Raw genomic sequence first — 24293 nt, 5'->3', positions numbered from 1 at the left:
AAGGGCGGTTGCGAGTGTCCGCAACCGCCCTTCCCGCATGACGAACCGTGTGTCAGCCCAGCCCTCGCTTGTCCTGCTTGAGCGCCGTGTCGACGGTCAGCGCCGTCGCCACCACGAGGCTCAACAGGGGCTCGGGAAGCTGGTAGTGGATCTGCAGGACGTAGTTGTCCGCGGTCGTGAACATCGTCTTGGCGAGGCCTTCCCAGGTCTTGGTGATCCGGGCGACCTCGTTGTCCGCGTGGTCGACGATCGAGAAGTTCCAGGCACGCCAGTTCTCCGCCTTGATCGCGCCGACCTGCTGACCGTCGGCCTTGATCGCGAAGTTGATCTTCCCGATCATGTTCTGCTGGGCGATCTCACCGACCGGCGAACCGTCCGGACGCGCCACCAGCACCCGCGACTTCATGAACTTGCGGGGCCGGGTCAACAGCAGCTGCGGCTGGCCGTACGCGTCGCGGATCTCGAGCTTGTGCGTCATGAACTGGTCGAGGCTGGCGAAGAAGCGCAGCACCTTCTTCAGCGCGCTCTGCCCGACCTGTACGACCGAGCCGAGCTGGTTGCCCTGCTGGTCCATGACCTTGTACTCGTTGGTCAGCTCGATCAGCTTGGCCTTCTGGTTCACCACCAGGACCGGCTCGGTGAACAGCGTGCCGCCGCCCGCCGCGTTCGCCGCGACCCCGGCCTGCTGCTGCACCTGCCGCTGCACGCCCGGGTCGAAACCGGGCGCCTGCTGCTGGCCGCGCGGATCGAATCCCGCCGCCTGCTGCTGTGCTCGCGGATCGAAACCGGGCGCCTGCTGCTGTGCTCGCGGATCGAACCCGGGCGCCTGCTGCGGAACCTGCTGCGCAGGCTGGGCGTGCTGAACAGGCTGCGCCTGCTGAGCGGCTTGCGCCTGTTGCTGGTCCTGGTTGGTGTGCTGGGTCCACTGAGCGCCGTCCCAGTAACGCAGCGTCTGGGGCGCACCCTGAGGATCCGGGTACCAACCTGCAGGAGTGTTCGAATGCGTGGTCACCGGGGCACACTACCCCGGGTCCGGCAGCAGGGGACCAGTCCGCGCGATGTGGGACTCATCGCATCTCCTAGGTGGCTTTGAAGTCGGGTGCGGTACCGCGCCCCGTAGGGGCGCGGGGCTGTGACATTTGCGGCTCCGCCGCGGGGCGCGACCAGCCCCCACGCACCCGCAGACGAAGCACCGCACCCAGCGGAGCGCTCAGGCGTCGGCGATAGCCGGGTCGCTGACGCCCACCCGCCCGTTCTCCACATGCCCGGCGAAGCGGCGCAGGAACGAACCGTCCGCGTCGGACACGACGGTGAGGTCGTACCAGCGCTTGCTCGCGCGCAGATCCACGGTGTGCTTCACGGTCGCGCCGGGCCGCACCCGGAACGACTGGGGCCTGCCGCCGTAGCCGTTGGTGAGCTTGAGGTTCACCGTGGCGGAGCCCTTGTTGGTGAAGGTCAGCTGCACATCGTCCCCGACGTGCCGCGCGGTGACCTCGGGCCCGGCGGCCTTGCCGGGCCCCTTGAAGACCCGCAGGAAGCCGTTGGGCCCGTGCACGGTCAGGTCGTACGAGCCGCCCGAGTACGCGGAGTTCCAGGTGTCCGAGACGCTCTTGCCCGCCTCGGTGGTGTACGTCCAGGGGCCGTCGGTGCGGTTCCCGGAGGTCACGTGGAAGGAGGCGCCGGCCTTCCTGCCGGAGCCGAAGGTCAGCGTGAACTTCCCGGCCGCCGGGTCCGCCTTGCCGTCGGTCAGCGGGGCGTACGACAGCGGGCGGGCGGGCCGCAGACCGCGCTCCTGCTTGGGCAGCATGGGGTTCGCAGGCGGGGTGGGCTTGTAGTCCGGGTGCCGGTCGTTGTCCGGCGGCTCGTAGGCATCGGTGTCCGGGAGGTCGACCGGCTTGGTGTCCTTGCGGCCGAAGTCGAAGGCGGAGGTCAGGTCGCCGCAGACGGCCCGCCGCCAGGGCGAGATGTTCGGCTCCTCGACCCCGAAGCGGCGCTCCATGAACTGAAGGATCGAGGTGTGGTCGAGGGTCTCGGAGCAGACGTAACCACCCTTGCTCCAGGGCGAGACGACGATCATCGGCACCCGCGGGCCGAGGCCGTACACACCGGCGGCGTGAGTGGCGCTCCCGTCGAAGATGTCCGGCTCGACGTCGACCGTGGACTTGCCCTGTGCGGCGGACCGCGGCGGAATCGGCGGCACGAGGTGGTCGAAGAAGCCGTCGTTCTCGTCGTACGTGATGAACAGCGCCGTCTTGGCCCACACCTTGGGGTCCGAGGTGAGCGCTTCGAGGACCTGCGAGATGTACCAGGCGCCGTAGTTCGAGGGCCAGTTGGAGTGCTCGGAGAACGCCTCGGGTGCGGTGATCCAGGAGACCTGCGGCAGCTTGCCGCCCTGCACGTCCGCCCTCAGCTGCTCGAAGAAGCCCTCACCCTTGCGGGCGTCGGTGCCGGTGCGGGCCTTCTCGTAGAGCACGTCACCCGGCTTGGCATTGCGGTACTTGTTGAAGTACAGCAGCGAGTTGTCGCCGTAGTTGCCGCGGTACGGGTCCGAGATCCAGCCCCAAGAGCCGGCCGCGTCAAGACCGTCGCCGATGTCCTGGTAGATCTTCCAGGAGACCCCGGCCTTCTCGAGCCGCTCGGGGTAGGTCGTCCAGTCGTAGCCGACCTCGTCGTTGCCGAGGACGGGGCCGCCGCCCTTGCCGTCGTTGTCGGTGTAGCCCGTCCACATGTAGTAGCGGTTCGGGTCGGTGGAGCCGATGAACGAGCAGTAGTACGCGTCGCAGACGGTGAAGGTGTCGGCGAGCGCGTAGTGGAACGGGATGTCCTCACGGGTCAGGTACGCCATGGTCGTGGGGCCCTTCGCGGGGACCCACTTGTCGTACTTGCCCTCGTTGTAGGCGGCGTGCCCGTCGGACCAGCCGTGCGGCAGGCCTTCCAGGAACTGCATACCGAGGTCGTCGGCCTCCGGGTGGAAGGGCAGCAGGTCCTTGGTGCCGTCCGACTGGTGCCACACGGACTTGCCGTTGTCGAGCGTCACCGGGTGCGGGTCGCCGAAGCCGCGGACGCCTCTGAGGGCGCCGAAGTAGTGGTCGAAGGAACGGTTCTCCTGCATCAGGACGACGATGTGCTCGACATCCTCGATGGTGCCGCGGTGGTACCCCGCGGGGATCGCCGCGGCCTTGGCGATGCTGTCCGACAGCGCGGTGAACGCCGCGGTGCCGCCTGCGAGTTGGAGGAAACGGCGCCGATTCACTTCAGGCATGGCTGGTGACCTCTTGTCCTGACGGGGTACGGAGGGCGTGCGCTGGACGCATGCTTGCTGGAACGTGCGCGAATGGAGTGTTCCAAGAGCAACAAACGTCAGGGAAGGGTCGCGTGGCTCCTGTGTGAAAGACGGCGGTACGTGAGGTGCGCGGCCCCCACGCGACCTGCACGCCGGCCGGTGAGCCTTCCGTCAGACGGAAGCGGGGTTGCCGGGCCGTGGCCGACGTCACGACTGTGGTGACCAACACGGCAGCGCGGGGCGACGGTGCCCCGCATCAACGGGACGGGACCGCCCATGCCTCATATGACCGCTTTCGCCAGGAACCAGTGGTACGTCGCCGCCTACTCCCACGAGGTCGGGCGCGAGCTGCTCGGCCGGACGATCCTCGGCGAACCGCTCGTCTTCTACCGCACCGAGGAGGACGGGACGCCCGTCGTCCTGCACGACCGGTGCGTGCACCGCCGCTATCCGCTGTCCGAGGCCCCGACCCGCCTCGACGGCGACCGGATCGTCTGCGGCTACCACGGCTTCACGTACGACACGACGGGCACCTGTGTGTACGTGCCCGGGCAGAAGCGCGTACCGCGCACGGCCCGTGTCGCCTCGTACCCGGTGGTCGAGCAGGACTCCCTGATCTGGGTCTGGATCGGCGACCCGGCCCTCGCCGACCCGCAGACCATCCCCCGGGCGAAGCACCTCGACGCCCCCGGCTGGGTCACCGTCCGCGGCATGGAGCCCATCGACGCCGACTACGGCCTCCTCGTCGACAACCTCCTCGACCTCTCCCACGAGACGTATCTGCACGGCGGCTACATCGGCACTCCCGAGGTCGCCGAGACGCCCATCACCACCGAGGTCGACGAGGGCGCGGGCATCGTGCGGGTGAGCCGGCACATGGACGACGCCGAGTGCCCGCCGTTCTACGCCAAGTCCACCGGCATCAAGGGCCGGATCACCCGCTGGCAGGACATCGAGTACCACACGCCGTGCCTCTACCTGCTGCACAGCCGGATCGCCCCGGTCGGTGTGGTGCCCGAGGCGGACGGCAGCGACCCGAACGGCTTCCACACCGAGATCACCTACGCGATCACGCCGTCCGCCGACGGCAAGGTGTACGACTTCTGGGCGGTCTCGCGCGACTGGGCGACGGACGACGACGAGGTCACCGAGTTCCTGCGGGGGAACAACCACACGGTCGTCATGCAGGACGTCACCGCGCTCAACCTGCTGCAGAAGACGCTCGGCACCGAGCGCCACGGCTACCAGGAGCTGAGCATCAACATCGACACCGGCGGTCTCGCCGCCCGACGCATCCTCGCCCGGCTGGTCGAGGAGGGCGAGAAGCCCATGGAGAAGGTCCAGTGACGAGCCCGACCGGCGAGATCTACCGCATCGACTGGCTGCCGGGCACCGACATCCTGCACGGCACCTGTCACTGCGGCCGCGAGCACACCGCCCAGGACCCCATCGAGATGTGGGAGTGGATGCTCGCCCACCCGCGAGGACACGAGCCGCAAGGACACGAGCCGCAAGGAAACAGCTCATGACCGGGTACGAAGCCGAACTCGTCGTCGACCGCCGGGAGTCCGCGGCCGACGGCGTGCTCGCCCTCACCCTCCGCCATCCGCTGGGCGAGGAACTGCCGGCCTGGGAGCCGGGCGCGCATATCGACGTCGTCCTGGGCCCGGACCTGGAGCGGCAGTACTCCCTGTGCGGTGACCCGGCGGACCTTCGCAGCTGGCGGATCGCGGTCCTGCGGGAGCCCGACGGACGCGGTGGATCCGCCTATGTGCACGGGCAGTTGGAAGTGGGCGAGAAGGTCCGCGTGCGGGGTCCCCGCAACCACTTCGCCCTCCAGCCCTCGCCCCGCTACCGCTTCGTCGCGGGCGGTATCGGCATCACCCCGATCCTGCCGATGCTGGCCGCCGCCGAGGCGGCGGGCGCGGAGTGGACGCTGCTGTACGGCGGACGGACCCGCGACTCCATCGCCTTCACCGAGGAGTTGAGCCGGTACGGGGACAAGGTGCGCATCGCGCCGCAGGACGAGACCGGGCTGCTCGACCTCGGCTCCGTGCTCGGGACCCCGCAGCCGGACACGCTGGTCTACTGCTGCGGTCCCGGTCCGCTCCTTGACGCGGTGGAGGAGCGGTGCGCGGGGTGGCCCAAGGGCGCGCTGCACGTCGAGCGCTTCCAGCCGAAGGTTCAGGAGACGGGCGCGGACACGGAGTTCGAGGTGGTCCTGGAGCGCTCGGGCCACACGCTGACCGTCCCCGCGGACGTCTCCGTGCTCGACACCGTGCGGGCCGCGGGCGTCGAGGTGCTCTTCTCCTGCACCGAGGGCACCTGCGGGACCTGCGAGACGGACGTCCTCGACGGCACCCCCGACCACCGGGACTCGGTGCTCACCGACGAGGAGCGGGAGGCCGGCGAGACCATGCTCATCTGTGTGTCCCGGTGCCGCGGGAAGCGCCTCGTGCTCGACCTGTGAGACCCGTGACTCGTAGGTCCGCCTCGATCCGGGCGACCGTGGCCAGCAGCTGGGGCAGCAGGTCACGGCGTACGGACTCGACGGAGTTGCGGCTGGTGTGCACGGGGACGTTGACCGCCGCCACCGCCTCGCCGTCCCGGTCGCGCACCGGGACGGCGACCGAGCGCAGCCCCTCCTCCAGCTCCTGGTCGACGATCGCGTACCCCTGACGCCGTACCCGGCGCAGTTCGGTGCGCAGCAGGTCGGCCGAGACGATCGTGCGGGCCGTCAGCGGACGCAGGTCGGCGCGGGCGAGGCGGGCGTCGATCTCCTCGTCCGGCAGCTGCGCGAGCAACACCCGGCCCACGGACGTCACATGGGCCGGGAATCGGGTGCCCACGGTGATCGTCGCGGTCATGATGCGACGAGTGGGCACCCGTGCCACGTACACGATGTCGTCGCCGTCGAGGACGCACAGGGACGACGATTCCCTTATCTGCGCGACGAGTTGCTCCAAATGGGGCTCGGCGATCTCCGGCAGGGTGAAACTGGACAGGTACGAGTAGCCGAGTTCGAGGACGCGCGGGGTGAGCCGGAACATCCGCCCGTCCGTCTGTACGTACCCGAGGTCGAAGAGCGTCAGCAGGAAGCGGCGGGCTGCCGCGCGGGTCAGGTCGCTGAGCCGGGCGACCTCGCTGAGCGTCAGCTCCGGGTGATCGGCGTCGAAGGCGCGGATGACCGCGAGGCCGCGCTCGAAGGACCGGACGAAGTACGGTTCGCGGGCTCCAGCAGGCATCGTCGCCTCCACGAGGACGCACGGCACGTGCGTTCTGTACGCACGAGGGTGCGCTCTGCGCACGCTAGGAGCACGCTTCCGCAACTGTCAACGACCTTGCGCGTCAAGGACATTGACCCGCCACCGGCGACGTTCTACGTTCCCACTGAGCACTACTGTGCGGTCTGCGCACAGCCTGTCGAAGAGCTGTCCCACTAAGGGGAGTCATGCGTCGTCTGCTCATCGGCCTCGCGGCCGGCTCCGTGTTAGTCGCCGCGACGGCCTGCGGTTCGTCGGACGACTCCGGCGGGTCCGACGCCGCCGCGTCCGGCGGTACCACCACGGTCAAGGTCGGCGTCATCCCCATCATCGACGTCGCCCCCATGTACCTGGGCCAGAAAAAGGGCTTCTACAGCGAGCGCGGCATCAAGCTGTCCCTGACGAGCGCGCAGGGCGGGGCGGCGATCGTGCCCGGTGTCGTCTCCGGCCAGTTCGATTTCGGCTTCAGCAACACGACGTCCCTGCTGGTCGCCCAGTCCAAGAACGTGCCGGTCAAGGGCGTGGTGAACGGTGTCGCGTCCACCGGCAAGGAGGGCGCCGACTTCGCGGAGCTCGCCGTGAAGAAGGGCAGCCCCCTCAAGTCCGCCAAGGACGTGGAGGGCAAGAAGGTCGCCGCCAACACGCTCAACAACATCTGTGACACCTCGGTCAAGGAGTCGGTCCGCAAGGACGGCGGCGACCCGTCCAAGGTGAAGTTCGTGGAGATGCCGTTCGACCAGATGCCGGCCGCGCTCGCGGGCGGCCAGGTGGACGCGGCCTGCGTCGTGGAGCCCGCGCTCGCCACCATCAAGTCCCAGGGCGGGACCACCATCGCGTCGCTCTTCGTCGATGTGTCGCCGGATCTCACCGTGGCCATGTACTTCACCTCCCAGCAGTACGCCCAGAAGAACCCGGAGATGGTGAAGAAGTTCCAGGAGGCGACCGCCGAGTCCCTCGAGTACGCCGACAGCCATCCGGACGAGGTCCGCGAGATCATCACCACGTACACGAAGATCCCGAAGACCCTGCTGGAGTCGCTCACCCTGCCCCGGTGGCCCGCGGAGCCGAACCGCGCCTCCCTCGAGAGGCTGGCCGAACTGGGCGAGCAGGACGGCCTGTTCGAGAAGACTCCGGACCTGGACAAGCTGCTGCCGTGAGGGGCACCAACGCCGTCCTGGGTGCGGCCGGGCTCGCGGTCTTCCTCGCCCTCGGCGAGGCGGCACCGCGGCTCGGCCTCGTCAAGGACGAGTACTTCCCGCCGACCAGCCGCATCGCCGACGCGCTCGCGACGGAGCTGGCCGACGACGCGTTCTGGACGGCACTCGGGGACACGCTCACCGGCTGGGCCCTCGGGCTCGCGATCGCCGTGACCGCCGGAATTCTCGCGGGAGTTCTGATCTCGGTCACGCCCTACCTCCGCGAGGCGACGGCCTCCACGATCGAGTTCCTGCGCCCGATCCCCTCGGTCGCCCTGATCCCGCTGGCCGTCCTCCTCTACGGCACCGAACTGCGCTCGGTCCTCCTGCTGGTGGTGTACGCGTCGTTCTGGCAGGTCCTGATCCAGGTGATGTACGGCGTCCAGGACGTCGACCCGGTCGCCGAGGAGACCGCCCGCTCGTACGGCCTCGGCACCTGGGCACGCACCCGGCACGTGCTGTGGCCCACGGCTCTCCCGTACGTCATGACGGGTGTGCGGCTGGCCGCGACGGTGGCGCTGATCCTCGCCGTGACCGCCGAACTCGTCATCGGGGCACCGGGTCTGGGCGCCCGTATCGCCGTCGCCCAGACCTCGCAGGCCGTGCCGGAGATGTACGCGCTGGTGGTGGTCACCGGGCTGCTCGGGCTGCTGATCAACGTGGGCGCGCGGACGGTGGAGCGGCGGGCGCTGGCCTGGCACCAGTCGGTACGCGGGGAGGTGGCGGTGTGAAGGGCGTACTGCCGCGCGGCGGTGTGCGGGGCGTACTGCTGCGGTTGTTCTTCGTCGTCGCACTGCCCGCCGTGCTCGTCGCGGGGTGGTGGATCGCGTCGGACGACAGCACCGACGTCTACTGGCCGCCGCTGCGCACGATCCTCACCACGTTCCCCGACGTCTGGACGGGCGAGCGGCTGCGCGAGGACGTGCTGCCCAGTGTGCTGCGGCTGTCGGCCGGGTACGCGTGCGCGGCCGTCGCGGGCGTGGCCCTCGGCACGGTCATCGGCTCGTACCGCCGGGTGCGGGCGGTGTGCGAGCCGGTCCTGGAGTTCCTGCGCGCGGTGCCGCCGCCCGTGCTCGTCCCGGTCATCATGCTGTTCGCTGGCATCGGCGACACGATGAAGATCGCCGTCATCGTGAGCGGCTGTGTCTGGCCGATCCTGCTCAACACCGTGGAGGGCGTGCGGGCGGTCGACTCCGTGATGTCCGAGACGGCCCGCTCCTACGGCATCACCGGCGTCGCGCGGCTGCGGCACCTGGTGCTGCGCTCGGCGAGCCCGCAGATCTTCGCGGGGCTGCGGCAGGCCCTGTCCATCGGCATCATCCTGATGGTCATCAGCGAGATGTTCGCCGCCAGCAACGGGCTCGGCTTCACCATCGTCCAGTTCCAGCGCGGCTTCGCCATACCCGACATGTGGACCGGGATCCTGCTGCTCGGTCTGCTCGGATTCGTCCTGTCGGTTCTCTTCCGGCTGGTCGAGCGGCGGGTGCTCGGCTGGTACCACGGTCTGCGCGACGTATCCCGGCGGTCGTCGTGAACCTCGCGAAAGGGCGCTCCATGCTCGACGTACGCGGCCTCAAGAAGGTCTACGAAGGGTCGGGCCGCCGAGTGGAGGCGGTACGCGACCTCACCTTCACCGTCGACGCCGGTGAACTCGTGTGTCTCGTCGGGCCCTCGGGCTGCGGCAAGACGACCCTGCTGAAGTGCGTGGGCGGACTGCTCACGCCCACGGCGGGCGAGGTGCTGATCGAGGGCCGCCGGGTGACCGGGCCGCCACCGGACATGGCGGTCGTCTTCCAGGAGTACGGGCGCAGCCTGTTCCCCTGGATGCGGGTGCGCGAGAACGTGGAACTCCCGCTCAAACAGAAGAAGTTGAGCAGCGCGCGACGGCGTGAACTCGTCGCCGACGCGCTGGAGTCGGTCGGCCTGACGGACGCGGCGGGCGCGTATCCGTGGCAGCTGTCGGGCGGCATGCAGCAACGGGTCGCGATCGCCCGCGCTCTCGCGTACGAGCCCGATGTGCTGCTCATGGACGAGCCGTTCGCCGCGGTGGACGCCCAGACCCGGGCCGACCTGGAGGACCTGGTCCGCGGGCTGTGGCGGCAGCGGGGCATCACGATCCTCTTCGTGACCCACGACATCGACGAGGCCGTGTACCTCGGCGAGCGGGTGCTGATCCTCTCCTCCTCACCCACCGTCGTCCAGGAGCAGCTGAAGATCGATCTCCCCGCCGAACGCGACCAGTTGCACACCCGGGTCGCCCCACGCTTCGCCGAACTGCGGACCCATGTGTACGAGCAGATCCAGGCGGCGAAACGCGGGGCGCCGGTCGACCGTTTGGTGAAGGACGTCAGTTCAGATACGCCTCCACTTCACTGAACTGCCCTGCGGGCCAGCCTGTGTTGGCCGTGACGTTCAGCCGCAGGTGACGCGGCTTGGCGCCCTCCGGCAGCGTGACGGTCACGGTGTTCCCGGTGGCCGGGTCGAAGCGGTGGTCCTTCGAGGCGACCAGGGTCGAGTACGTGGACCCGTCGGTGCTGCCCTGCACGGACAGCGTCTGTGTACGCGCCTGCCAGGCCGCGAGCGGAGGCAGTTTGAGGACGAGCCGGCGGACGGACTCCGCCGATCCGAGATCGACCGTCCAGGCCTGCGGGAAGGCGTTGTTGGTGGACTCCCAGTACGTGTGCGCGTCGCCGTCGGCCGCCTTGCCCGGCGTGTAGACGTCGGTCGAGCCGGTCGCCGTGGCCGGACGGCCCTTGACGAGGTTGCGGCTCGGGTCGGGGTCCGGATTGCCCGCGCCGGGCTCCGGCCAGGTCGAGCAGTCCGACCAGGTGCTGTCCCAGCCGGAGTTGCCGCCGCCGTCGGTGAGCCTGAAGGTGCCGGAACCGGTCGGATAGGGGCAGTTGTAGACACCGGCCGCGCCGACCCCGGTGGCCTGTACGTTGCTGAACTTCGCCGCGCCCTGGGTCTCGGCCTGGACGACGACCGTGCCCACCTTGTTCACCGTCGCCCCGTCCACGGTGACGTTCCTGGCCGCGTACCCGCGTCCGCTGCCGGAGACGAACTCGAAGGCGCTGTACGGGCTGTCGGTGATCGTCGTGCCGGTGATGTTCACCGTCGCCTCGATGGCGCTGTCGTACGAGTCGACGCGCAACGCGCCCATCGGATGCTGCCAGTTGGGGTTCATCGCGCCCGTACGGACGAGGGTGTTGCCGGAGACGGTGATGGTCCCTGCCAGCGGGTGGAAGGGGTCGAGGAACTTCTGGTTGGAGATCGCGATACCGCTGCCGAGGGCGTTGGTGTCGGCGACCAGGTTGTTCTTGACCGTGATGTCGGTGCCGCCGTAGATCGCGATGCCGTTGGCGAGGTTCGGCTGCGAGATGGTGTTGTTCTCGAAGCTGCTGTTCGTGTCGGGCGCGTACAGCGACCACATGGCGAGCGCGTCGTCACCGGTGTTGCGCAGGAAGTTGTTACGGACGCGGACCTCGCGGGCGTTGCCGTTGAGGTTGAGGCCGTCGGCGGTCATGTCGAGGAAGCGGCTGTTCTCGACGACGAGGTTGTCGTTGTTGCCGGTCAGCCAGAGCCCGACCTTGAGGTGCTGCAGCCACATGCCGGACACCGAACTGCCGGGCCCGAGCGAGCCGTTGACGAAGTTGTCCGGGTTGGAGTCGACGCGCTCGGTGACCTCTCCGATGACGGCGAAGTCCTTGAGGTGGACGCCGCCCGCCGAGCGGGTCTGGTCGATGAAACGGGAGGTGCGTACGACGGAGTACCAGCTGCCGGCGCCCTGGACGGTGACGTTCGCGACCCCGTTCAGCGAGGACGTCACCCGGAAGTCGCCGGGCGGGATCCACACCACTCCCCCTTGCGCGGCGGCGATCGCGTCACGGAAGGCCTGTGTGGAGTCTCCCTGGCCGGTGGGGTCGGCGCCCTTGTCGGTGACGGAGACGGCGCCCGCGGGCTTGGTCGCGGCGGCCGCCACCTGCTCGAAGTCGGCGACGTCCACCGTCACTTGGGCGGAGGTCGCCTCGAAGGCGACCTTGTCCCCGGCCTGGACGGTCCGGTCGAGCAGCAGTCGCGTGTTGTCGAAGAGGTGGTGCGTCTTGGAACCCTGGATCCAGGGTGTGTCGACGTACGAGTACTTGGCGGTCACGGCGAGCGACTTGGCCAGCTTCTGTCCGTTGACGTACACGGCGAGGGTGCCCGACTGACCGTCCGGGACGCTGTAGGCGACGTTCACCGCGTTCGCGGTGCGGGGCACGGTGAATTCGACGCGCTGCCCTGCGGCGAGTCGTACGGCCTGCCGCCCGGATGCCTCCGAGGCGTGCGTGCCCTGGGTGAAGTCGGGGCCGATCTTCGTGCCGGTGGTGGTCGCGGACTCGGCCTCGACCGAGGTGAGGGGAAGGTCGGCGCCGGCGGCGGCAGGAGCGGCATGGGCGCCGGGGACAGTGGCGGTGAGCATGCCGGCGGCGAGGGCAACGGCCACGGCTGCCGCTGTCGTGCTCGATGTCATGATCCTGACATATCTTGATCGAGAGCTGTGCATGTGCTGATCCCTTCGTGGTGGGGGTACGGGGATAGCGGGGTGCGGTCTCAGCCGGTGGTGCGCAGCCAGGCCGTCGTGTCCTGCGGGAGGCGTCCGGAGGCGTCCAAACGGCCGCTGCTGAGCAGGAGTTGGGAATCAGCGGGAAGGGCAGCCGGCGTGTCCGCCAGGTTCACGACGCAGATCAGCCCCTCCTCGCGGGCGAAGGCGAGTACTCCCTCGGGTGCGGGCAGCCAGGTGAGAGGTCCGTCGCCGAACTCCGGCCGGAGCGTGAGGGCCTTCCGGTAGAGCGAGAGCATCGAGCCCGGGTCCTCGACCTGGAGGTCGGCCGCGTACGCGTGCCAGCCCTCCGGTTGCGGCAGCCAGGGCTCGTCCCGTGCTCCGAAGCCCGCGTACGGCGCCTCGGCCACCCACGGCAGCGGGACCCGGCACCCGTCGCGCCCAGGGTCGACGCCGCCCGACCTGAAGTGCATCGGGTCCTGGATGCGGTCGCGCGGTATCTCCGCCTCGGGCAGGCCCAGTTCCTCGCCCTGGTAGAGGTAGACGGCGCCCGGCAGTGCCAGCGAGAGCAGCGCGGCGGCCCGGGCGCGGCGCGTGCCGAGCGCGAGATCGGTCGGCGTACCGAAGGCCTTCGTGGCGAAGGCGAAGGCCGTGTCCGCGCGGCCGTAGCGGGTGACCGTGCGTGTCACGTCGTGGTTGCAGAGGACCCAGGTGGCGGGCGCGCCCACCGGGGCGTGTTCGGCGAGGGTCTCGTCGATGGACGTACGCAGCCGCTGCGCGTCCCAAGGGCAGGACAGGAAGGAGAAGTTGAAGGCGGTGTGCAGTTCGTCGGGACGGAGGTAGCGGGCGAAGCGTTCGGAGTCGGGGAGCCAGACCTCGCCGACGAAGATGCCGTCGTATTCGTCGGCCACTGCACGCCAGGTGCGGTAGATGTCGTGGAGTTCGTCGCGGTCGACGAAGGGGTGCGGGTCGCGGCCCTCGACGAAGTCCGGCAGGTCCGGGTCCTTGGCGAGGAGGGCGGCCGAGTCGATACGGACGCCGGACACGCCCCGCTCGAACCAGAAGCGCAGTACGTCCTCGTGCTCCTGGCGGACCGCCGGGTGCGCCCAGTTGAGGTCGGGCTGCTCGGGGGTGAAGAGATGGAGGTACCAGTCGCCGTCGGGCAGCCGCGTCCAGACGGGTTCGGCGGAGCCCGCGAACTGGGACGGCCAGTCGTTGGGCGGCAGCTCACCGTGCGCGCCGCGTCCCCGGCGGAAGTGGAAGAGCTCACGCTCGGGGCTGCCCGGGCCCGCGTCGAGCGCTGCGCGGAACCACGGGTGCTGGTCGGAGACATGGTTCGGGACGATGTCGACGAGGGTGCGGATGCCCGACTCCCGTGCCTCTGCGATGAGTTTCTCCGCCTCCGCGAGAGTGCCGAATGCCGGGTCGACGGCCCGGTAGTCGGCGACGTCGTAGCCGCCGTCCGCCATCGGGGACGGGTACCAGGGGTTGAACCACAGGGCGTCCACGCCGAGTTCGGCGAGGTACGGCAGTTTGGCGCGGACGCCCGCGAGGTCTCCGGTGCCGTCGCCGTCGCCGTCCGCGAAGCTGCGTACGTACACCTGGTAGATGACGGCGGAGCGCCACCACTGGTCGTCGGTGCGCGCGGGGGAAGGCTGTCCCACGGTGCCTGCCTTTCTGTTGGCTCGGGAGGGCGTCAGCCCTTGGTGCTGCCCGCGCTGATCCCGGCGATGATGTGCCGCTGGAACACCAGGAACATGGCGACCATCGGGATGCTCGCGATCACCATCGCCGCGATGAGCACGGTCAGCGGGATGTTCTGGGACAGCTGGACGAGTGCCACGCTGATGGGCTGTTCGTCGGTGTCGGAGAAGACCATCAACGGCCAGAGGAAGTCCTGCCAGACGGCGACGAGCGCGAAGATCGAGACGACTCCCAGGACCGGCCGGGACATCGGCAGCACGATCGACCAGAGCGTACGCAGCCGTCCCGCGCCGTCGATCTCGGCGGCCTCCAGGACGTCGCGCGGGAGCTGGTCGAAGAACCGCTTGAGGAGGTAGAGGTTGAAGGCGTTGGCCACGGCGGGCAGCCAGATGCCGAGCGGATCGTTGAGCAGGCTGGTGTGGATCAGCGGCAGGTCGGCGACCGTCAGGTACTTCGGTACGACCAGTGCCTGCGCCGGGACCATCAGCGTGGCGAGGATGCCGCCGAGCACCACCTTGCCGAAGGCGGGCCTCAGCTTGGAGAGGGCGTAGGCGGCGGCCGTGCAGAAGACGAGTTGAAGTATCCAGGCGCCGGTTGCCTGAACGACCGTGTTCCACAGGTGAGTCGGCAGCCGCATCAGGTCCCAGGCGTCCGTGTAGCCGCTGAGGTGCCACCGCTCCGGGACGAGCGTCGGCGGTGTGCGGGTCACCTCGTCCGGCGACTTCATGGCGCCGGTCGTCATCCAGTAGACCGGGAAGAGGAACGCGAGCGTGAAGAGCAGGACCACGCCGGTGAAAACGGCCCAGTAGAGGGCCTTGCCGCGGGGTCGGGCGAGCGTCAGCGGCGAGACCAGCGTCCGTGTGCTGCTCATCAGACGTCCTCTCCGGAGCGGGTGAGCCTCAGGTACGCCGCCGAGAAGGCGCTGAGCAGGACGAGGAGCATCACGCTGAGGGCGCAGGCTCCGCCGAAGTCGTTGTAGAGGAAGGCGTACTTGTAGATCAGGTAGAGGACGGTGACCGTGGCGTTCTCCGGACCGCCTCCCGTGATCACGAACGGCTCCGTGAAAACCTGCATCGTGGCGATGATCTGAAGGAGCATCAGCATCAGGATGACGAACCGGGTCTGCGGGATCGTCACGTGGCGGATGCGCTGCCAGATGTTGGCGCCGTCCAGCTCGGCCGCCTCGTACAGCTCACCGGGGATGCTCTGGAGCGCGGCCAGGTAGATGAGAACGGTGCCGCCGAGATTGGCCCAAGTGGCCACGAGGACCAGGGAGACGAGGGCGGTGTCGGCGCCGTTGGACCAGTTCGAGGTGGGCAGGTGCAGGAAGCGCAGCGCCTCGTTGGCGAGGCCGGCGCCGGGATCGTAGAACCACTTCCAGAGCAGGGCGCTGACCACCGGCGGGATCATCACCGGGAGGTAGACCACGACTCTGAAGAAGGCCTTCGCGTGCCGGAGTTCCCCCAGGACGAGCGCCAGCACGAACGGGACGGCGAAGCCGATGAGCAGGGCGAGCAGGGTGAAGGTGAGGGTGTTGCGCCAGGCCGCGGCGAACTCCGGGTCCTGGAAGACGCGGGTGAAGTTGGCGGTGCCGACCCACTCCGGCTCCGCGCCCGGCGTGTACTTCTGGAAGGCGATCACGACCGCGCGGATCGCCGGGTACCAGGAGAAGAGCGCGAAGCAGAGCAGTCCGCCGAGGAGGAAGGCGTACGCGCGGGACTGGTCGGCGAGACGGCGGCGCAACGGGCGCCCGGCGGAGCCGGGTCGGGGCGCCTGCGGCGGACGTACGACCGTAGGTGGAGGCGCTGTGGGTTTGGACGCTGTCTTCATGGCGGGAGGTCAGCCGCGCGCCAGGATGGCGTCGATCTTCCCGGAGGCTTCGCTCAGCAGCTTGTCGATGTCGGCGTCCTTCTTGGTGAGGACCGCGGAGACGGCGCTGTCGAGGACGGAGTAGATCTGCTGGGCCTGTGGCGGCTCGATCTTCATCTCCAGGTCCTGATTGCCGTCGAGGAAGGCCTGGTAGTTCTCCACCGGGACGTTGGCGTTGGCCTTCTTGACCTGCTGGTCCTTGGTGTCCGCGGCGCCGGAGAAGAGCCGGGGTTCGGGCAGGCCCACCGGGGCGTCGTTCTGCTTGGCGCGGGCGTAGTCGCCGAGGAAGCCCTTGCCGGGCGTGAGGAACATGTGGTCGAGCCACTTGAGACCGGCCTTGATCTGCTCCGGTGTGGCCTTCCTGTTGAACATGTAGCCGTCGCCGCCGATGAGCGTGCCCTGGCCGCCGGGCATGGGCGCGAGGGCGAGGTCCTTGTAGTTGCCGCCCTTCTCCTTCACCAGGATCGGGATGTTGTCGGGCGCCGAGAGGTACATGCCGAGCTTTCCCGAACCCATCATCTGCTGGACGTCGTTGATGACGAGCAGTTGTTTGCTGCCCATGGAGTTGTCGGTCCAGCGCATGTCCTTGAGGTTCTGCAGGACCGCCTTGCCCTCGGGTGTGTCGATGGTGGCCTTCTTGCCGTCCGCGCTGACGACGTCGCCGCCCTGCGAGTAGAGCTCGGCCGTGAAGTGCCAGCCGCCCTGGTTCTGTGCGCTGTAGTCGGCGTAGCCGACGGTGCCGTTGCCGAGGGCGGCGATCTTCCTGGCGGCCGCGCGCAGTTCGTCCCAGGTGGCGGGGGGCTTGTCGGGATCGAGGCCGGCCTGCTCGAAGAGCTTCTTGTTGTAGATCAGGCCCATGGAGTAGCCGGTGCGCGGGATGCCGTAGATCTTGCCGTCGACGGTGTAGATGTCGCGCAGCTGCTGCTGGATGGTGTCGTAGCTCTTGAGGTCCTTGACGTAACTCGTGATGTCCGCGGCCTGGTTGACGTCGACGACGTGCTTGGCGTCGGTGAAGTACGTGTAGAAGACGTCCTCCATCTGGCCGCCGGCGAGCTTGGCGTCGAAGGTCTTCGGGTCCTGGCAGGGGAACGCGTCGTGCGGGACGACGTCGATGTCCGGGTTCTGCTTCTCGAACGCCTTGATGTCTGCCTCGAAGAACGCGCGGTCGACCTTGGCGCTCTTCGGCGGCATGCAGTTGACCGTGATGCGGGTCTTGCCCCCGGCGGTGTCGTCGTCATCGGATCCGCAGGCGCTGAGCGCCAACGAGCAGGTGATGAGCATGATGCAGGTGCGACGGAACCCGGTGCTTCTCATCGGTGGACCCCTCTGGGCAGGAGCGTGGAAGGCCCACGGCAGCCCGCTGGGAAGCGTGCGCCGCGTCTGGCGTCGCACACTCAAGCACCGGCGACATTTGATCGCAAGATGTCGCGCAGTCTCTGTAATTATTTGACAGGCGTGCGGATCTCAGGGACGTGGCGCTTGCGCAGTCGATCCCCGGACCACCAACTCGGGCTCGAACAGCAGCTCCTCGTTCGGCACGCTGCTGCCGCCGATCTGCGCGTTCAGCAGCTCCACCGCCGCCCTTCCCATGGCCTCGATGGGCTGGCGGACCGTGGTCAGCGGGGGCTCGGTGCAGTTCATGAACGCCGAGTCGTCGTAGCCGACGACGGAGATCCGTGACGGAACACCGAGTCCCTTGCGGCGGGCGGCGCGTACGGCACCCAGGGCGAGCGGGTCGCTGGCGCAGATGATGCCGGTGACACCCCGGTCGAGCAGCCGGTTGGTGGCGGCCTGACCGCCTTCGAGCGAGAAGATCGCGCGGGCCACGCGCTCGTCCGGGAGGTCGCCCAGGGCGCGCGCCGCGGCGAGCTTACGGGCCGAGGGGACGTGGTCCGCGGGCCCGAGCACGAGCCCGATCCGCTCGTGCCCCAGGGAGACCAGGTGCCGCCATGCCTGCTCCACCGCCACCGCGTCGTCGCAGGAGACCCCCGGGAAGCCGAGGTGTTCGATGGCCGCGTTCACCAGCACCACCGGGATGTTCCGGTCGGCGAGCCGCCGGTAGTGCTCGTGCGGCGCGTCGGCCTGCGCGTACAGGCCACCGGCGAACACCACGCCCGAGACCTGCTGTTGGAGCAGCAGGTCCACGTAGTCCGCCTCGGAGACGCCGCCCTTGGTCTGGGTGCACAGCACGGGCGTCAGCCCGGACTGGGCGAGCGCGCCGCCGATCACCTCGGCGAACGCCGGGAAGATCGGGTTCTGCAGCTCGGGCAGTACGAGGCCCACGAGACGGGCGCGCTCGCCGCGCAGCTGGGTGGGCCGCTCGTAGCCGAGGACGTCGAGGGCGGAGAGCACCGCCTGCCTGGTGGTGTCGGAGACTCCGGGCTTGCCGTTGAGCACCCGGCTGACCGTGGCCTCGCTGACCCCGACCTTCTTCGCCACCTGAGCAAGTCGTCGCGTCATGAACGCAAGAATAGCGCAAGAAATGCAAGCGGCTTGCGTGAAAGAGACTTACGCCTCCAGCGCCGGCGGCACCACGCGCTTACGCCTCAACCGCCGGCGGCACCACGCTGAGATGGCCCGCCGTGCGTCGCGCCCGCCCGGCCCGGCGGGCCGCCGTCGGGCGGCGGGCCTCGCGCAGGACCAGCGTCAGTCGCGTATAGCCCATGTCCTCAAGGGTTTTGGGGGTCTCACCGACGATCCGGCAGTCCGTACGGCCCCAGCGCGGGTCGGGATGCAGCAGCGGCCGCACCGCGCCGTCGTGCTCGACGGCGTCCGGGCCGACCGAGCGGATCCAGTGCGGCAGTCCGTGCCGGTACGCGGCGTCCATGATCGGATCCTGGGCGATGTCCCGGAGGATCGACTGGAGTCCGTGATCGTGGCCGTGCCGCTCCACGGCGGCGGAGAAGTGCGCCAGCATCGGCAGACACCAGCTCGACTCGTGCTCGGCGAGGACCGTGCCCGCGTCCGGATGGAACAGCACGAAGCGGAGGAAGTTGTCGCCCGGCATCGCGGTGGGGTGCGGGCCGACGCCGCGGAAAAGTGTCTCGAACGCACCGTTCGCCAGGACGACGTCCCAGCGGTGGTCGACGACGACGGAGGGAAAGGGGACGGACTCCAGGAGCGCGGCGTAGTCCTGCAGATACGCCTGGGCCTCAAGACTCTCGGGGACGGGTCGCGGCTGTGGCCGGGGCCCTCCTGCCTGGTATGCCATCGGGAGGTCCACCCCTCTTGCCTATGCGGCCTTCACGCGGCGACGTGATCCTGCTACCCCGGGCGGAGTGGTGTCAACTATCGTGGCATTTGACGCCTGTTGACGGCTGAATCTCGCCACAGTTGTGGCGAGACCTGGATGTGAGTTCGACCAAGGGGCTACTCTCCGGTCTTCGGGCAGTTCACGCTGCACTTCCCGGACTCCCACAGGGACTTCACGTCCGAGGGAGCCGGTTCCACCTGAGCGGTCGATACAGACGTAGGAGAACTGTCGGTGACGGATGGCTTCGAGGTTCCGGGCGCCACGGCGACGGGTCTGCTGCCGGCCGTCGTGGCCCGAGTCACCGGGCTGGCCGACCGGCTCGGCGCGCCGCACGACGAGGTGTTCGACGTCCGGCGGCTTTCCGCCGCGTCCGGTGTCCCCGAGGTCGTGGTCAAGTCCCTGCTGAACGGGCGGCCCGCGGGCGAGCCCGACCTCCAGGCCCGCTTCCTGCAACGCCTCGACCTGCTGCGCCGCACCCGGCTGAAGCCCAACGGCCGTCGGTACACCCAGCAGGAGATCGCCGACGGCGCGGGCATGTCGCGCCAGCAGGCGGGCGCCCTCATCAACGGCGACAGACGCCCGACGATGGAGCACTGCGACGCCATCCAGCGCTTCTTCAGAGTGCACGCCGGATTCCTCACCGCCGAGGACCCCGAGGCGCTCGCGGGTGCCCTCCAGCGCATCGAGCAGGAACTGCTCCAGCGACTCGCCAACCGGGAGCGCGAGGCGGCGCTGGTGGCCGCCGAGGACCCGCTGGAGCGGCTGCTGCAGGACCACGGCGTCCGCGGCATCGCCTGGCGGGCCGCGCAGCTGCCGACCGACCAGCACCGGGACAAGGTCGCCGAATGGCTGGACATGCTCTTGGAGAGCGTCAAGCGGCCCGAGTCGTGATCCGGGGGATACCTGTGGGCATCGGAAAGGAAATGCGCCGCCTCTGCGGCGAGTTGGTCGACGAGCTCTCGCTCCCCGCACCGGCGGAGCCCGCCGACCTGTACGCGGCTCTGTGCGACGCCATGAGCAGACGGCGCGGCCGCCCGGTGCAGTTCCGTACGGCCGCCTTCCCGCCGGGCACCGCCAGCGGGCTCTGGCTCGACATGGCGGACCAGGACGTCGTGGTCGTCGAGGAACGCACCGCGCCCGACCACCAGTTGGTGATCCTCGGCCACGAGCTGTGGCACATGAACGCCGGGCACTGCAGCCATCACGTGGAGGGCGCGGCCGTCGCCGCCCGTTTACTGGACGACAACGCCGATCTGCAGGCGACCGTCCTGAAGGTGGCGGCGCGTACGCGGTCCGACCTGGCCGACGAGAACGAGGCCGAGCGCTTCGGTCTGCTGCTGGCGAGCAAGTGCCGGGGCTGGCTGGCCGGTTCGGCGATGCGCGGCCCCGTGCGGCGCGACGGCCTCGCCGGCCGGCTCGAGGCATCCCTGGGCTATCGCGGGCCGCGGGGCTGAAGCCGCCGACGCCATGGATGATTCCAGCTACTACATACCGGCCGCCGCGATGGCGATCGCGTTCGCCGTCAAGGCGCCCTCGCTGCTGCGTTCCTGGCGCGATCCGCTGCTGCGCTCCGTGTGCGTGCTGCTCGTCCTCGCGGGCCTGGTGTTCTTCTTCGCCGCCCCGCCGACGATCGGCGAGGTCAACCGCCTCACCGGGATCCCGAACGTCTCCGCGCCACTCGTCTACTCGCTGCTCAGCGCGTTCAGCGCCGCCTGCCTGGTGCTGATCATCAACTGGCGCGGCGGTCCGCCCGAGGCGACCCGGCGCGCCTCTCGCCGCTGGATCGCCGGGTACGGCCTGGTGATCGTGGCTCTGATCACCCTGTTCGTACTCGGCGACGCGCCGCTCGAACGGCTGCGGGACCTCGACACCTACTACGCGACGACGCCGTTCATCCGCGAGATGATCGTGCTCTATCTCGCCTCGCTCACGGTCGCGGGTGTCGCGATGAACGTCATGTGCTGGCGCTGGGCACTCCAGGTGCACGGCTGGCTGCGGGCGGGGCTGCTGATCATCGCGTTCGGCTTTCTGTTCAACATCCCCTACGCGGCGACCAAGTTCATCGCCGTGGTCGCCCGGTGGAACGGCGGGGACCTGGATGACCTGAGCACCTATGTGGCGCCCGTTCTGGCCTCCGCGGGCGCGCAGATCAGCGCGGTCGGCTTCTGTGTGCCGCTGGCCTGCCAGCGCATCGGGGACACCTGGAGCACCTGGGCGACGTACCGCCGACTCGGGCCGCTGTGGCGCGAGTTGAAGCCGGCCGCGGGGCACGGGGACCGCGCCGTGCGCATCTCCTGGTGGTCTCCCGCCGAACTCCAGATCACCCAGCGGGAGGCCGACATCCATGACGGCATGCTCAGCCTGTACCCCTACTTCGACACCGAGGTGCGTTCGAACGCCTACGACGCGGCCGTGGCGGCGGGCTCCGACCCCGCCCAGGCGCAGGCCGAGGCCGACGCGGCGGTGGTGACCGCGGCGGTGCGGGCCAGGGCCGCCGACCCGGAGGGCAGGGTCATCGACTCGGCGACGACGGCCGCGCCGTACGCGTCCGCCGAGGGCCCCCGCGACCTCGTACGGATTTCCACCGCACTGCGTCAGTCAGCCGTCGTCGCGGCCGCCCGAGAGCAGGCCACGACCAGGTCAGAGAGCGACTTCCATGAACCGACCCGCTAGCACCCGCCCGGGTGGGGCCCCCAGACGCGCCGTCGTCATCGGCGGAGGAATGGCCGGAATGCTGGCCGCCGCCGCGCTGCGCGCGTACGCCGACGTCACCGTCGTCGAGCGCGACGCCCTGCCCGACGGGCCCGAGCCCCGCAAGGGTGTTCCGCAGGCTCGCCACGCCCATCTCCTGTGGTCCGGCGGCGCCCGCGCGATGGAGGACCTGCTGCCGGGAGTGACCGAAGCCTGGCTCGCCGCCGGCGCCCGGCGGATCGCGCTCCCGACCGGCCTGGTGAGCCTGCAGCCGCACGGCTGGCTCCGGCGCTGGCCCGAGATGCAGTTCATGATCGCCTGCAGTCGTGATCTGCTCGAATCGGTCATCCGGGCCCAGGTCTCCCCGGGCCCGCGGACCACCGTCATGGAGCGCACCGAGCTTCTCGGGCTGGAAGGCGGCGCCTCCAGGGTGACGGGCGTGCGCGTCCGCATGCCCGAGGGCGAGGAGCGCGTCCTCGAAGCCGATCTCGTGGTGGACGCCTCGGGCCGTGGTTCGCGGGCCACCTCCTGGCTCGACGCGCTGGGCGTCCCGCAGGCTCCGATGGAGGAGGTCGACTCCGGACTCGCGTACGCCAGCCGGATCTTCCGCGCGCCCGAGGGCACCGAGGACTATCCGGTGGTCAATGTGCAGCCGGACGCGGCACAGCCGGTGCCGGCGCGGAGCGCGACCATCGTGCCCATCGAGGGCGGGCGCTGGCTGGTGACGCTGTCGGGCACGCGCGGCGGCCAGCCGACGGGCTCCGCCGAGGAGTTCGCGGCATTCGCACGCGACGACGTCAGGCATCCTCTGGTGGGCGAGCTGATCGCCCGCGCCGAGCCGCTGACGGACGTCGTGGTCACCCGCAGCACGGTCAACAGACGGCGCTTCTTCGAGAAGGTGAAGGACTGGCCCGACGGATTCGTCGCGCTCGGCGACGCGGTCGCCACGTACAACCCGATCTACGGGCACGGCATGTCGGTGGCCGCGCAGGGCGCGGTGGCGCTGCGCGAGCACGTGGTCGAGTACGGGCTCACGGCGCCGGGGCTCGCGCGGCGGGTGCAGCGTGCCGTGTCGCGTCCGGTGGCGACGGCCTGGGAACTGGCCACCAGCACGGACATCCGGTACCCCGGTGCGATCGGCAAGCAGCCCTCAGGCGCGCAGAAGCTGCTCGGGCGCTATGTGAACCGCCTCATGCTCACGGCGACCGGACGTCCGCTGGTCGCCAAGGAGTTCCTCGGCGTGGTCACGCTGTCCGCGCCCATCACCGCCCTGCTCAAGCCCGAGATAGCCCTCGCGGTGCTGCGCGGGCCGCGCCGGCCCCCGCTGACCGAGCCGCCGCTGACGAACGAGGAACGGGACGCGGTCTTCGGGGCGCCGGAGCCGTCGGGAACACGGGAGGGCTGAAGCGCGGCGTCAGGTCGCGCTGCGCTCGCTCGCCTCTCGCAGGCCTCGCTCCACCGCGCGGCTCTGTGCGGTGTCCGGCTGTCCGGCCGCGGTGCCGGGGCGGCCGTCGCGCAGGAGGTCGCTCCAGTGCTCCCGGCTCCAGTCGGCCGGGCTCGTGGTACTGGTGAACTCCTCGACGAGAGCGAGGAAACGGGCGGGGTCGGTGTGGAAGGGGAAGTGCCCGGCGCCCTCGAAGATCTCCAGGCGGCTGCCGGGCATCGCCTCGTGCGCCCCGTACGCGTGCCGTACCGGAACCACGCTGTCGCGGTCGCCCCACATCAGCATCGTGGGCATGCCCTCGGTGAGATAGCAGCGGTCGAGCATGGTCACCACCTGGCCGCGCCAGTCGACCACGGCGCGCAGCGTGCGGATGAAGGCGCTGCGCGAGGTCGCGTCGGGCAGCGCGTCCACGAGGGTCAGCAACTCCGGTGCGTCCTGGCCCAGATCGGTGTCGAGGAGCCTCATCAGATGGGCGAACAGGCGCGCTTGGACACCCATGCCGGGCAGCCGCAGGCTGGCCAGCATGAGGTGGGCGCCGGGCAGTGACACCGCCCGCAGTACGGGGTTCACCTCGCGGCCCACGCCACCCGCGCTGACCAGGATCAGCCGCTCGGTGCGCTCCGGGAACTGGTAGGCGAACTGCATGGCGACGCCGCCGCCGAGTGAGTGCCCGACCAGCGTGGCCTGTTCGATGCCGAGGGTGGACAGCAGATCGCGCAGCCCGTTCGCGTACGCGGCCACCGAGTAGTCCGCGCGGGGCTTGTCCGAGGCGCCGTGGCCGAGCAGGTCGGGCGCGATCACCGTGTGGGTGCGGGCGAGGTCGGGGATGAGCTCGGCCCAGGTCGCCGAGGAGTCGCCGATGCCGTGGATCAGGACGAGTGCCGGGCCCTCACCGGCCATGCGGTAGGCGCGGCGGTAGCCGTGCACCACGCGGTGGTGCAGCCGCAGTTCTCCGTCGCCCACCGGGCGCAGCCGCATGGTGCGCCGCGGGCGCTTTCGTGGGACGTCGACCACCCGCTCGTCTCCCCTCGCCGGGCCGCCGAGAGTGCG

The 24293-nt window shown here is 69.7% G+C and carries 22 protein-coding genes; 11 read left to right on the top strand and 11 right to left on the bottom strand.

The window, feature by feature from the left end; genetic code table 11:
- Nucleotides 1–52: 52 nt before the first annotated feature.
- Together GAS53_RS27380 and GAS53_RS27375 are read right to left on the bottom strand one after the other, a co-directional pair.
- Complete coding sequence (locus GAS53_RS27380) at nt 53–1012, bottom strand: phospholipid scramblase-related protein (protein WP_151480387.1); 960 nt, start codon at nt 1010–1012, stop codon at nt 53–55.
- A gap of 198 nt (nt 1013–1210) precedes the next feature.
- On the bottom strand, nt 1211–3262 hold the full coding sequence (locus tag GAS53_RS27375; RefSeq protein ID WP_151480386.1) for a phosphocholine-specific phospholipase C: 2052 nt from the start codon (nt 3260–3262) through the stop codon (nt 1211–1213).
- 297 nt (nt 3263–3559) lie between these two features.
- Between GAS53_RS27375 and GAS53_RS27370 the strand changes: the two genes are divergently transcribed.
- The 3 genes from GAS53_RS27370 to GAS53_RS27360 are packed head-to-tail and all read left to right on the top strand — an operon-like array spanning nt 3560 to nt 5753.
- Complete coding sequence (locus GAS53_RS27370; protein WP_192583305.1) at nt 3560–4630, top strand: aromatic ring-hydroxylating dioxygenase subunit alpha; 1071 nt, start codon at nt 3560–3562, stop codon at nt 4628–4630.
- On the top strand, nt 4627–4812 hold the full coding sequence (locus GAS53_RS27365) for a hypothetical protein (RefSeq protein ID WP_151480384.1): 186 nt from the start codon (nt 4627–4629) through the stop codon (nt 4810–4812). The genes GAS53_RS27370 and GAS53_RS27365 overlap by 4 nt, the downstream gene beginning before the upstream one ends.
- Nucleotides 4809–5753 (top strand): PDR/VanB family oxidoreductase, encoded by a 945-nt coding sequence (locus GAS53_RS27360; protein ID WP_151480383.1) that lies wholly within the window; start codon nt 4809–4811, stop codon nt 5751–5753. The genes GAS53_RS27365 and GAS53_RS27360 overlap by 4 nt, the downstream gene beginning before the upstream one ends.
- On the opposite strand, the gene GAS53_RS27355 is transcribed toward GAS53_RS27360, so the two are convergent.
- Nucleotides 5704–6528, bottom strand: a complete 825-nt coding sequence (locus GAS53_RS27355; RefSeq protein ID WP_151480382.1) for an IclR family transcriptional regulator domain-containing protein — start codon at nt 6526–6528, stop codon at nt 5704–5706. The genes GAS53_RS27360 and GAS53_RS27355 overlap by 50 nt on opposite strands.
- Nucleotides 6529–6734: 206 nt before the next feature.
- Between GAS53_RS27355 and GAS53_RS27350 the strand changes: the two genes are divergently transcribed.
- The 4 genes from GAS53_RS27350 to GAS53_RS27335 are packed head-to-tail and all read left to right on the top strand — an operon-like array spanning nt 6735 to nt 10118.
- Nucleotides 6735–7703: an ABC transporter substrate-binding protein gene (locus GAS53_RS27350; RefSeq protein WP_151480381.1), complete on the top strand. Its 969-nt coding sequence runs from the start codon at nt 6735–6737 to the stop codon at nt 7701–7703.
- The gene (locus tag GAS53_RS27345; protein WP_151480380.1) at nt 7700–8473 is read left to right on the top strand and encodes an ABC transporter permease; all 774 of its coding nucleotides are present in this window, start codon (nt 7700–7702) and stop codon (nt 8471–8473) included. Before GAS53_RS27350 ends, GAS53_RS27345 begins: the two co-directional genes overlap by 4 nt.
- Before the next feature lie 23 nt (nt 8474–8496).
- Nucleotides 8497–9276 carry an ABC transporter permease gene (locus tag GAS53_RS27340; protein WP_151480447.1) on the top strand — a complete coding sequence of 260 codons (780 nt, stop codon included), beginning with the start codon at nt 8497–8499 and terminating at the stop codon, nt 9274–9276.
- A gap of 20 nt (nt 9277–9296) precedes the next feature.
- A complete protein-coding gene (locus tag GAS53_RS27335; protein ID WP_151480379.1) occupies nt 9297–10118 on the top strand; it encodes an ABC transporter ATP-binding protein in 822 nt (273 codons plus the stop codon).
- On the opposite strand, the gene GAS53_RS27330 is transcribed toward GAS53_RS27335, so the two are convergent.
- From GAS53_RS27330 to GAS53_RS27300, 7 genes are all read right to left on the bottom strand, one after another.
- Nucleotides 10090–12252, bottom strand: a complete 2163-nt coding sequence (locus tag GAS53_RS27330; protein ID WP_404829297.1) for a discoidin domain-containing protein — start codon at nt 12250–12252, stop codon at nt 10090–10092. The genes GAS53_RS27335 and GAS53_RS27330 overlap by 29 nt on opposite strands.
- A gap of 80 nt (nt 12253–12332) precedes the next feature.
- Complete coding sequence (locus GAS53_RS27325; protein ID WP_151480377.1) at nt 12333–13946, bottom strand: glycoside hydrolase family 13 protein; 1614 nt, start codon at nt 13944–13946, stop codon at nt 12333–12335.
- Nucleotides 13947–13978: 32 nt separating this feature from the next.
- Complete coding sequence (locus GAS53_RS27320) at nt 13979–14857, bottom strand: carbohydrate ABC transporter permease (protein WP_151480376.1); 879 nt, start codon at nt 14855–14857, stop codon at nt 13979–13981.
- The gene (locus tag GAS53_RS27315; RefSeq protein ID WP_151480375.1) at nt 14857–15816 is read right to left on the bottom strand and encodes a carbohydrate ABC transporter permease; all 960 of its coding nucleotides are present in this window, start codon (nt 15814–15816) and stop codon (nt 14857–14859) included. The genes GAS53_RS27320 and GAS53_RS27315 overlap by 1 nt, the downstream gene beginning before the upstream one ends.
- 9 nt (nt 15817–15825) lie before the next feature.
- The gene (locus tag GAS53_RS27310) at nt 15826–17169 is read right to left on the bottom strand and encodes an ABC transporter substrate-binding protein (protein ID WP_151480374.1); all 1344 of its coding nucleotides are present in this window, start codon (nt 17167–17169) and stop codon (nt 15826–15828) included.
- A 150-nt stretch (nt 17170–17319) separates the two neighbouring features.
- On the bottom strand, nt 17320–18315 hold the full coding sequence (locus GAS53_RS27305; RefSeq protein WP_192583304.1) for a LacI family DNA-binding transcriptional regulator: 996 nt from the start codon (nt 18313–18315) through the stop codon (nt 17320–17322).
- Nucleotides 18316–18394: 79 nt separating this feature from the next.
- Nucleotides 18395–19066 (bottom strand): MmyB family transcriptional regulator, encoded by a 672-nt coding sequence (locus tag GAS53_RS27300; RefSeq protein WP_151480373.1) that lies wholly within the window; start codon nt 19064–19066, stop codon nt 18395–18397.
- Between the two features lie 273 nt (nt 19067–19339).
- Between GAS53_RS27300 and GAS53_RS27295 the strand changes: the two genes are divergently transcribed.
- Genes GAS53_RS27295 through GAS53_RS27280 form a run of 4 tightly spaced genes read left to right on the top strand, consistent with a single transcriptional unit; the run spans nt 19340 to nt 23204 of the window.
- The gene (locus GAS53_RS27295) at nt 19340–19999 is read left to right on the top strand and encodes a helix-turn-helix domain-containing protein (RefSeq protein ID WP_151480372.1); all 660 of its coding nucleotides are present in this window, start codon (nt 19340–19342) and stop codon (nt 19997–19999) included.
- 32 nt (nt 20000–20031) lie between these two features.
- Complete coding sequence (locus tag GAS53_RS27290; RefSeq protein WP_151480371.1) at nt 20032–20562, top strand: toxin-antitoxin system, toxin component; 531 nt, start codon at nt 20032–20034, stop codon at nt 20560–20562.
- Between the two features lie 13 nt (nt 20563–20575).
- Complete coding sequence (locus GAS53_RS27285) at nt 20576–21781, top strand: MAB_1171c family putative transporter (RefSeq protein ID WP_151480370.1); 1206 nt, start codon at nt 20576–20578, stop codon at nt 21779–21781.
- Nucleotides 21765–23204 carry an FAD-dependent monooxygenase gene (locus GAS53_RS27280; protein ID WP_151480369.1) on the top strand — a complete coding sequence of 480 codons (1440 nt, stop codon included), beginning with the start codon at nt 21765–21767 and terminating at the stop codon, nt 23202–23204. The genes GAS53_RS27285 and GAS53_RS27280 overlap by 17 nt, the downstream gene beginning before the upstream one ends.
- A gap of 9 nt (nt 23205–23213) precedes the next feature.
- Here GAS53_RS27280 and GAS53_RS27275 read toward each other — a convergent pair whose 3' ends face one another.
- Nucleotides 23214–24257 (bottom strand): alpha/beta fold hydrolase, encoded by a 1044-nt coding sequence (locus GAS53_RS27275; RefSeq protein WP_225859107.1) that lies wholly within the window; start codon nt 24255–24257, stop codon nt 23214–23216.
- Nucleotides 24258–24293 lie beyond the last annotated feature (36 nt).

It is taken from the genome of Streptomyces albicerus (assembly GCF_008905045.1).
Lineage (GTDB): Bacteria > Actinomycetota > Actinomycetes > Streptomycetales > Streptomycetaceae > Streptomyces > Streptomyces albicerus.
Note: the sequence above shows the minus strand (reverse complement) of the source record. Positions and strands in the feature narration are given on the sequence as shown.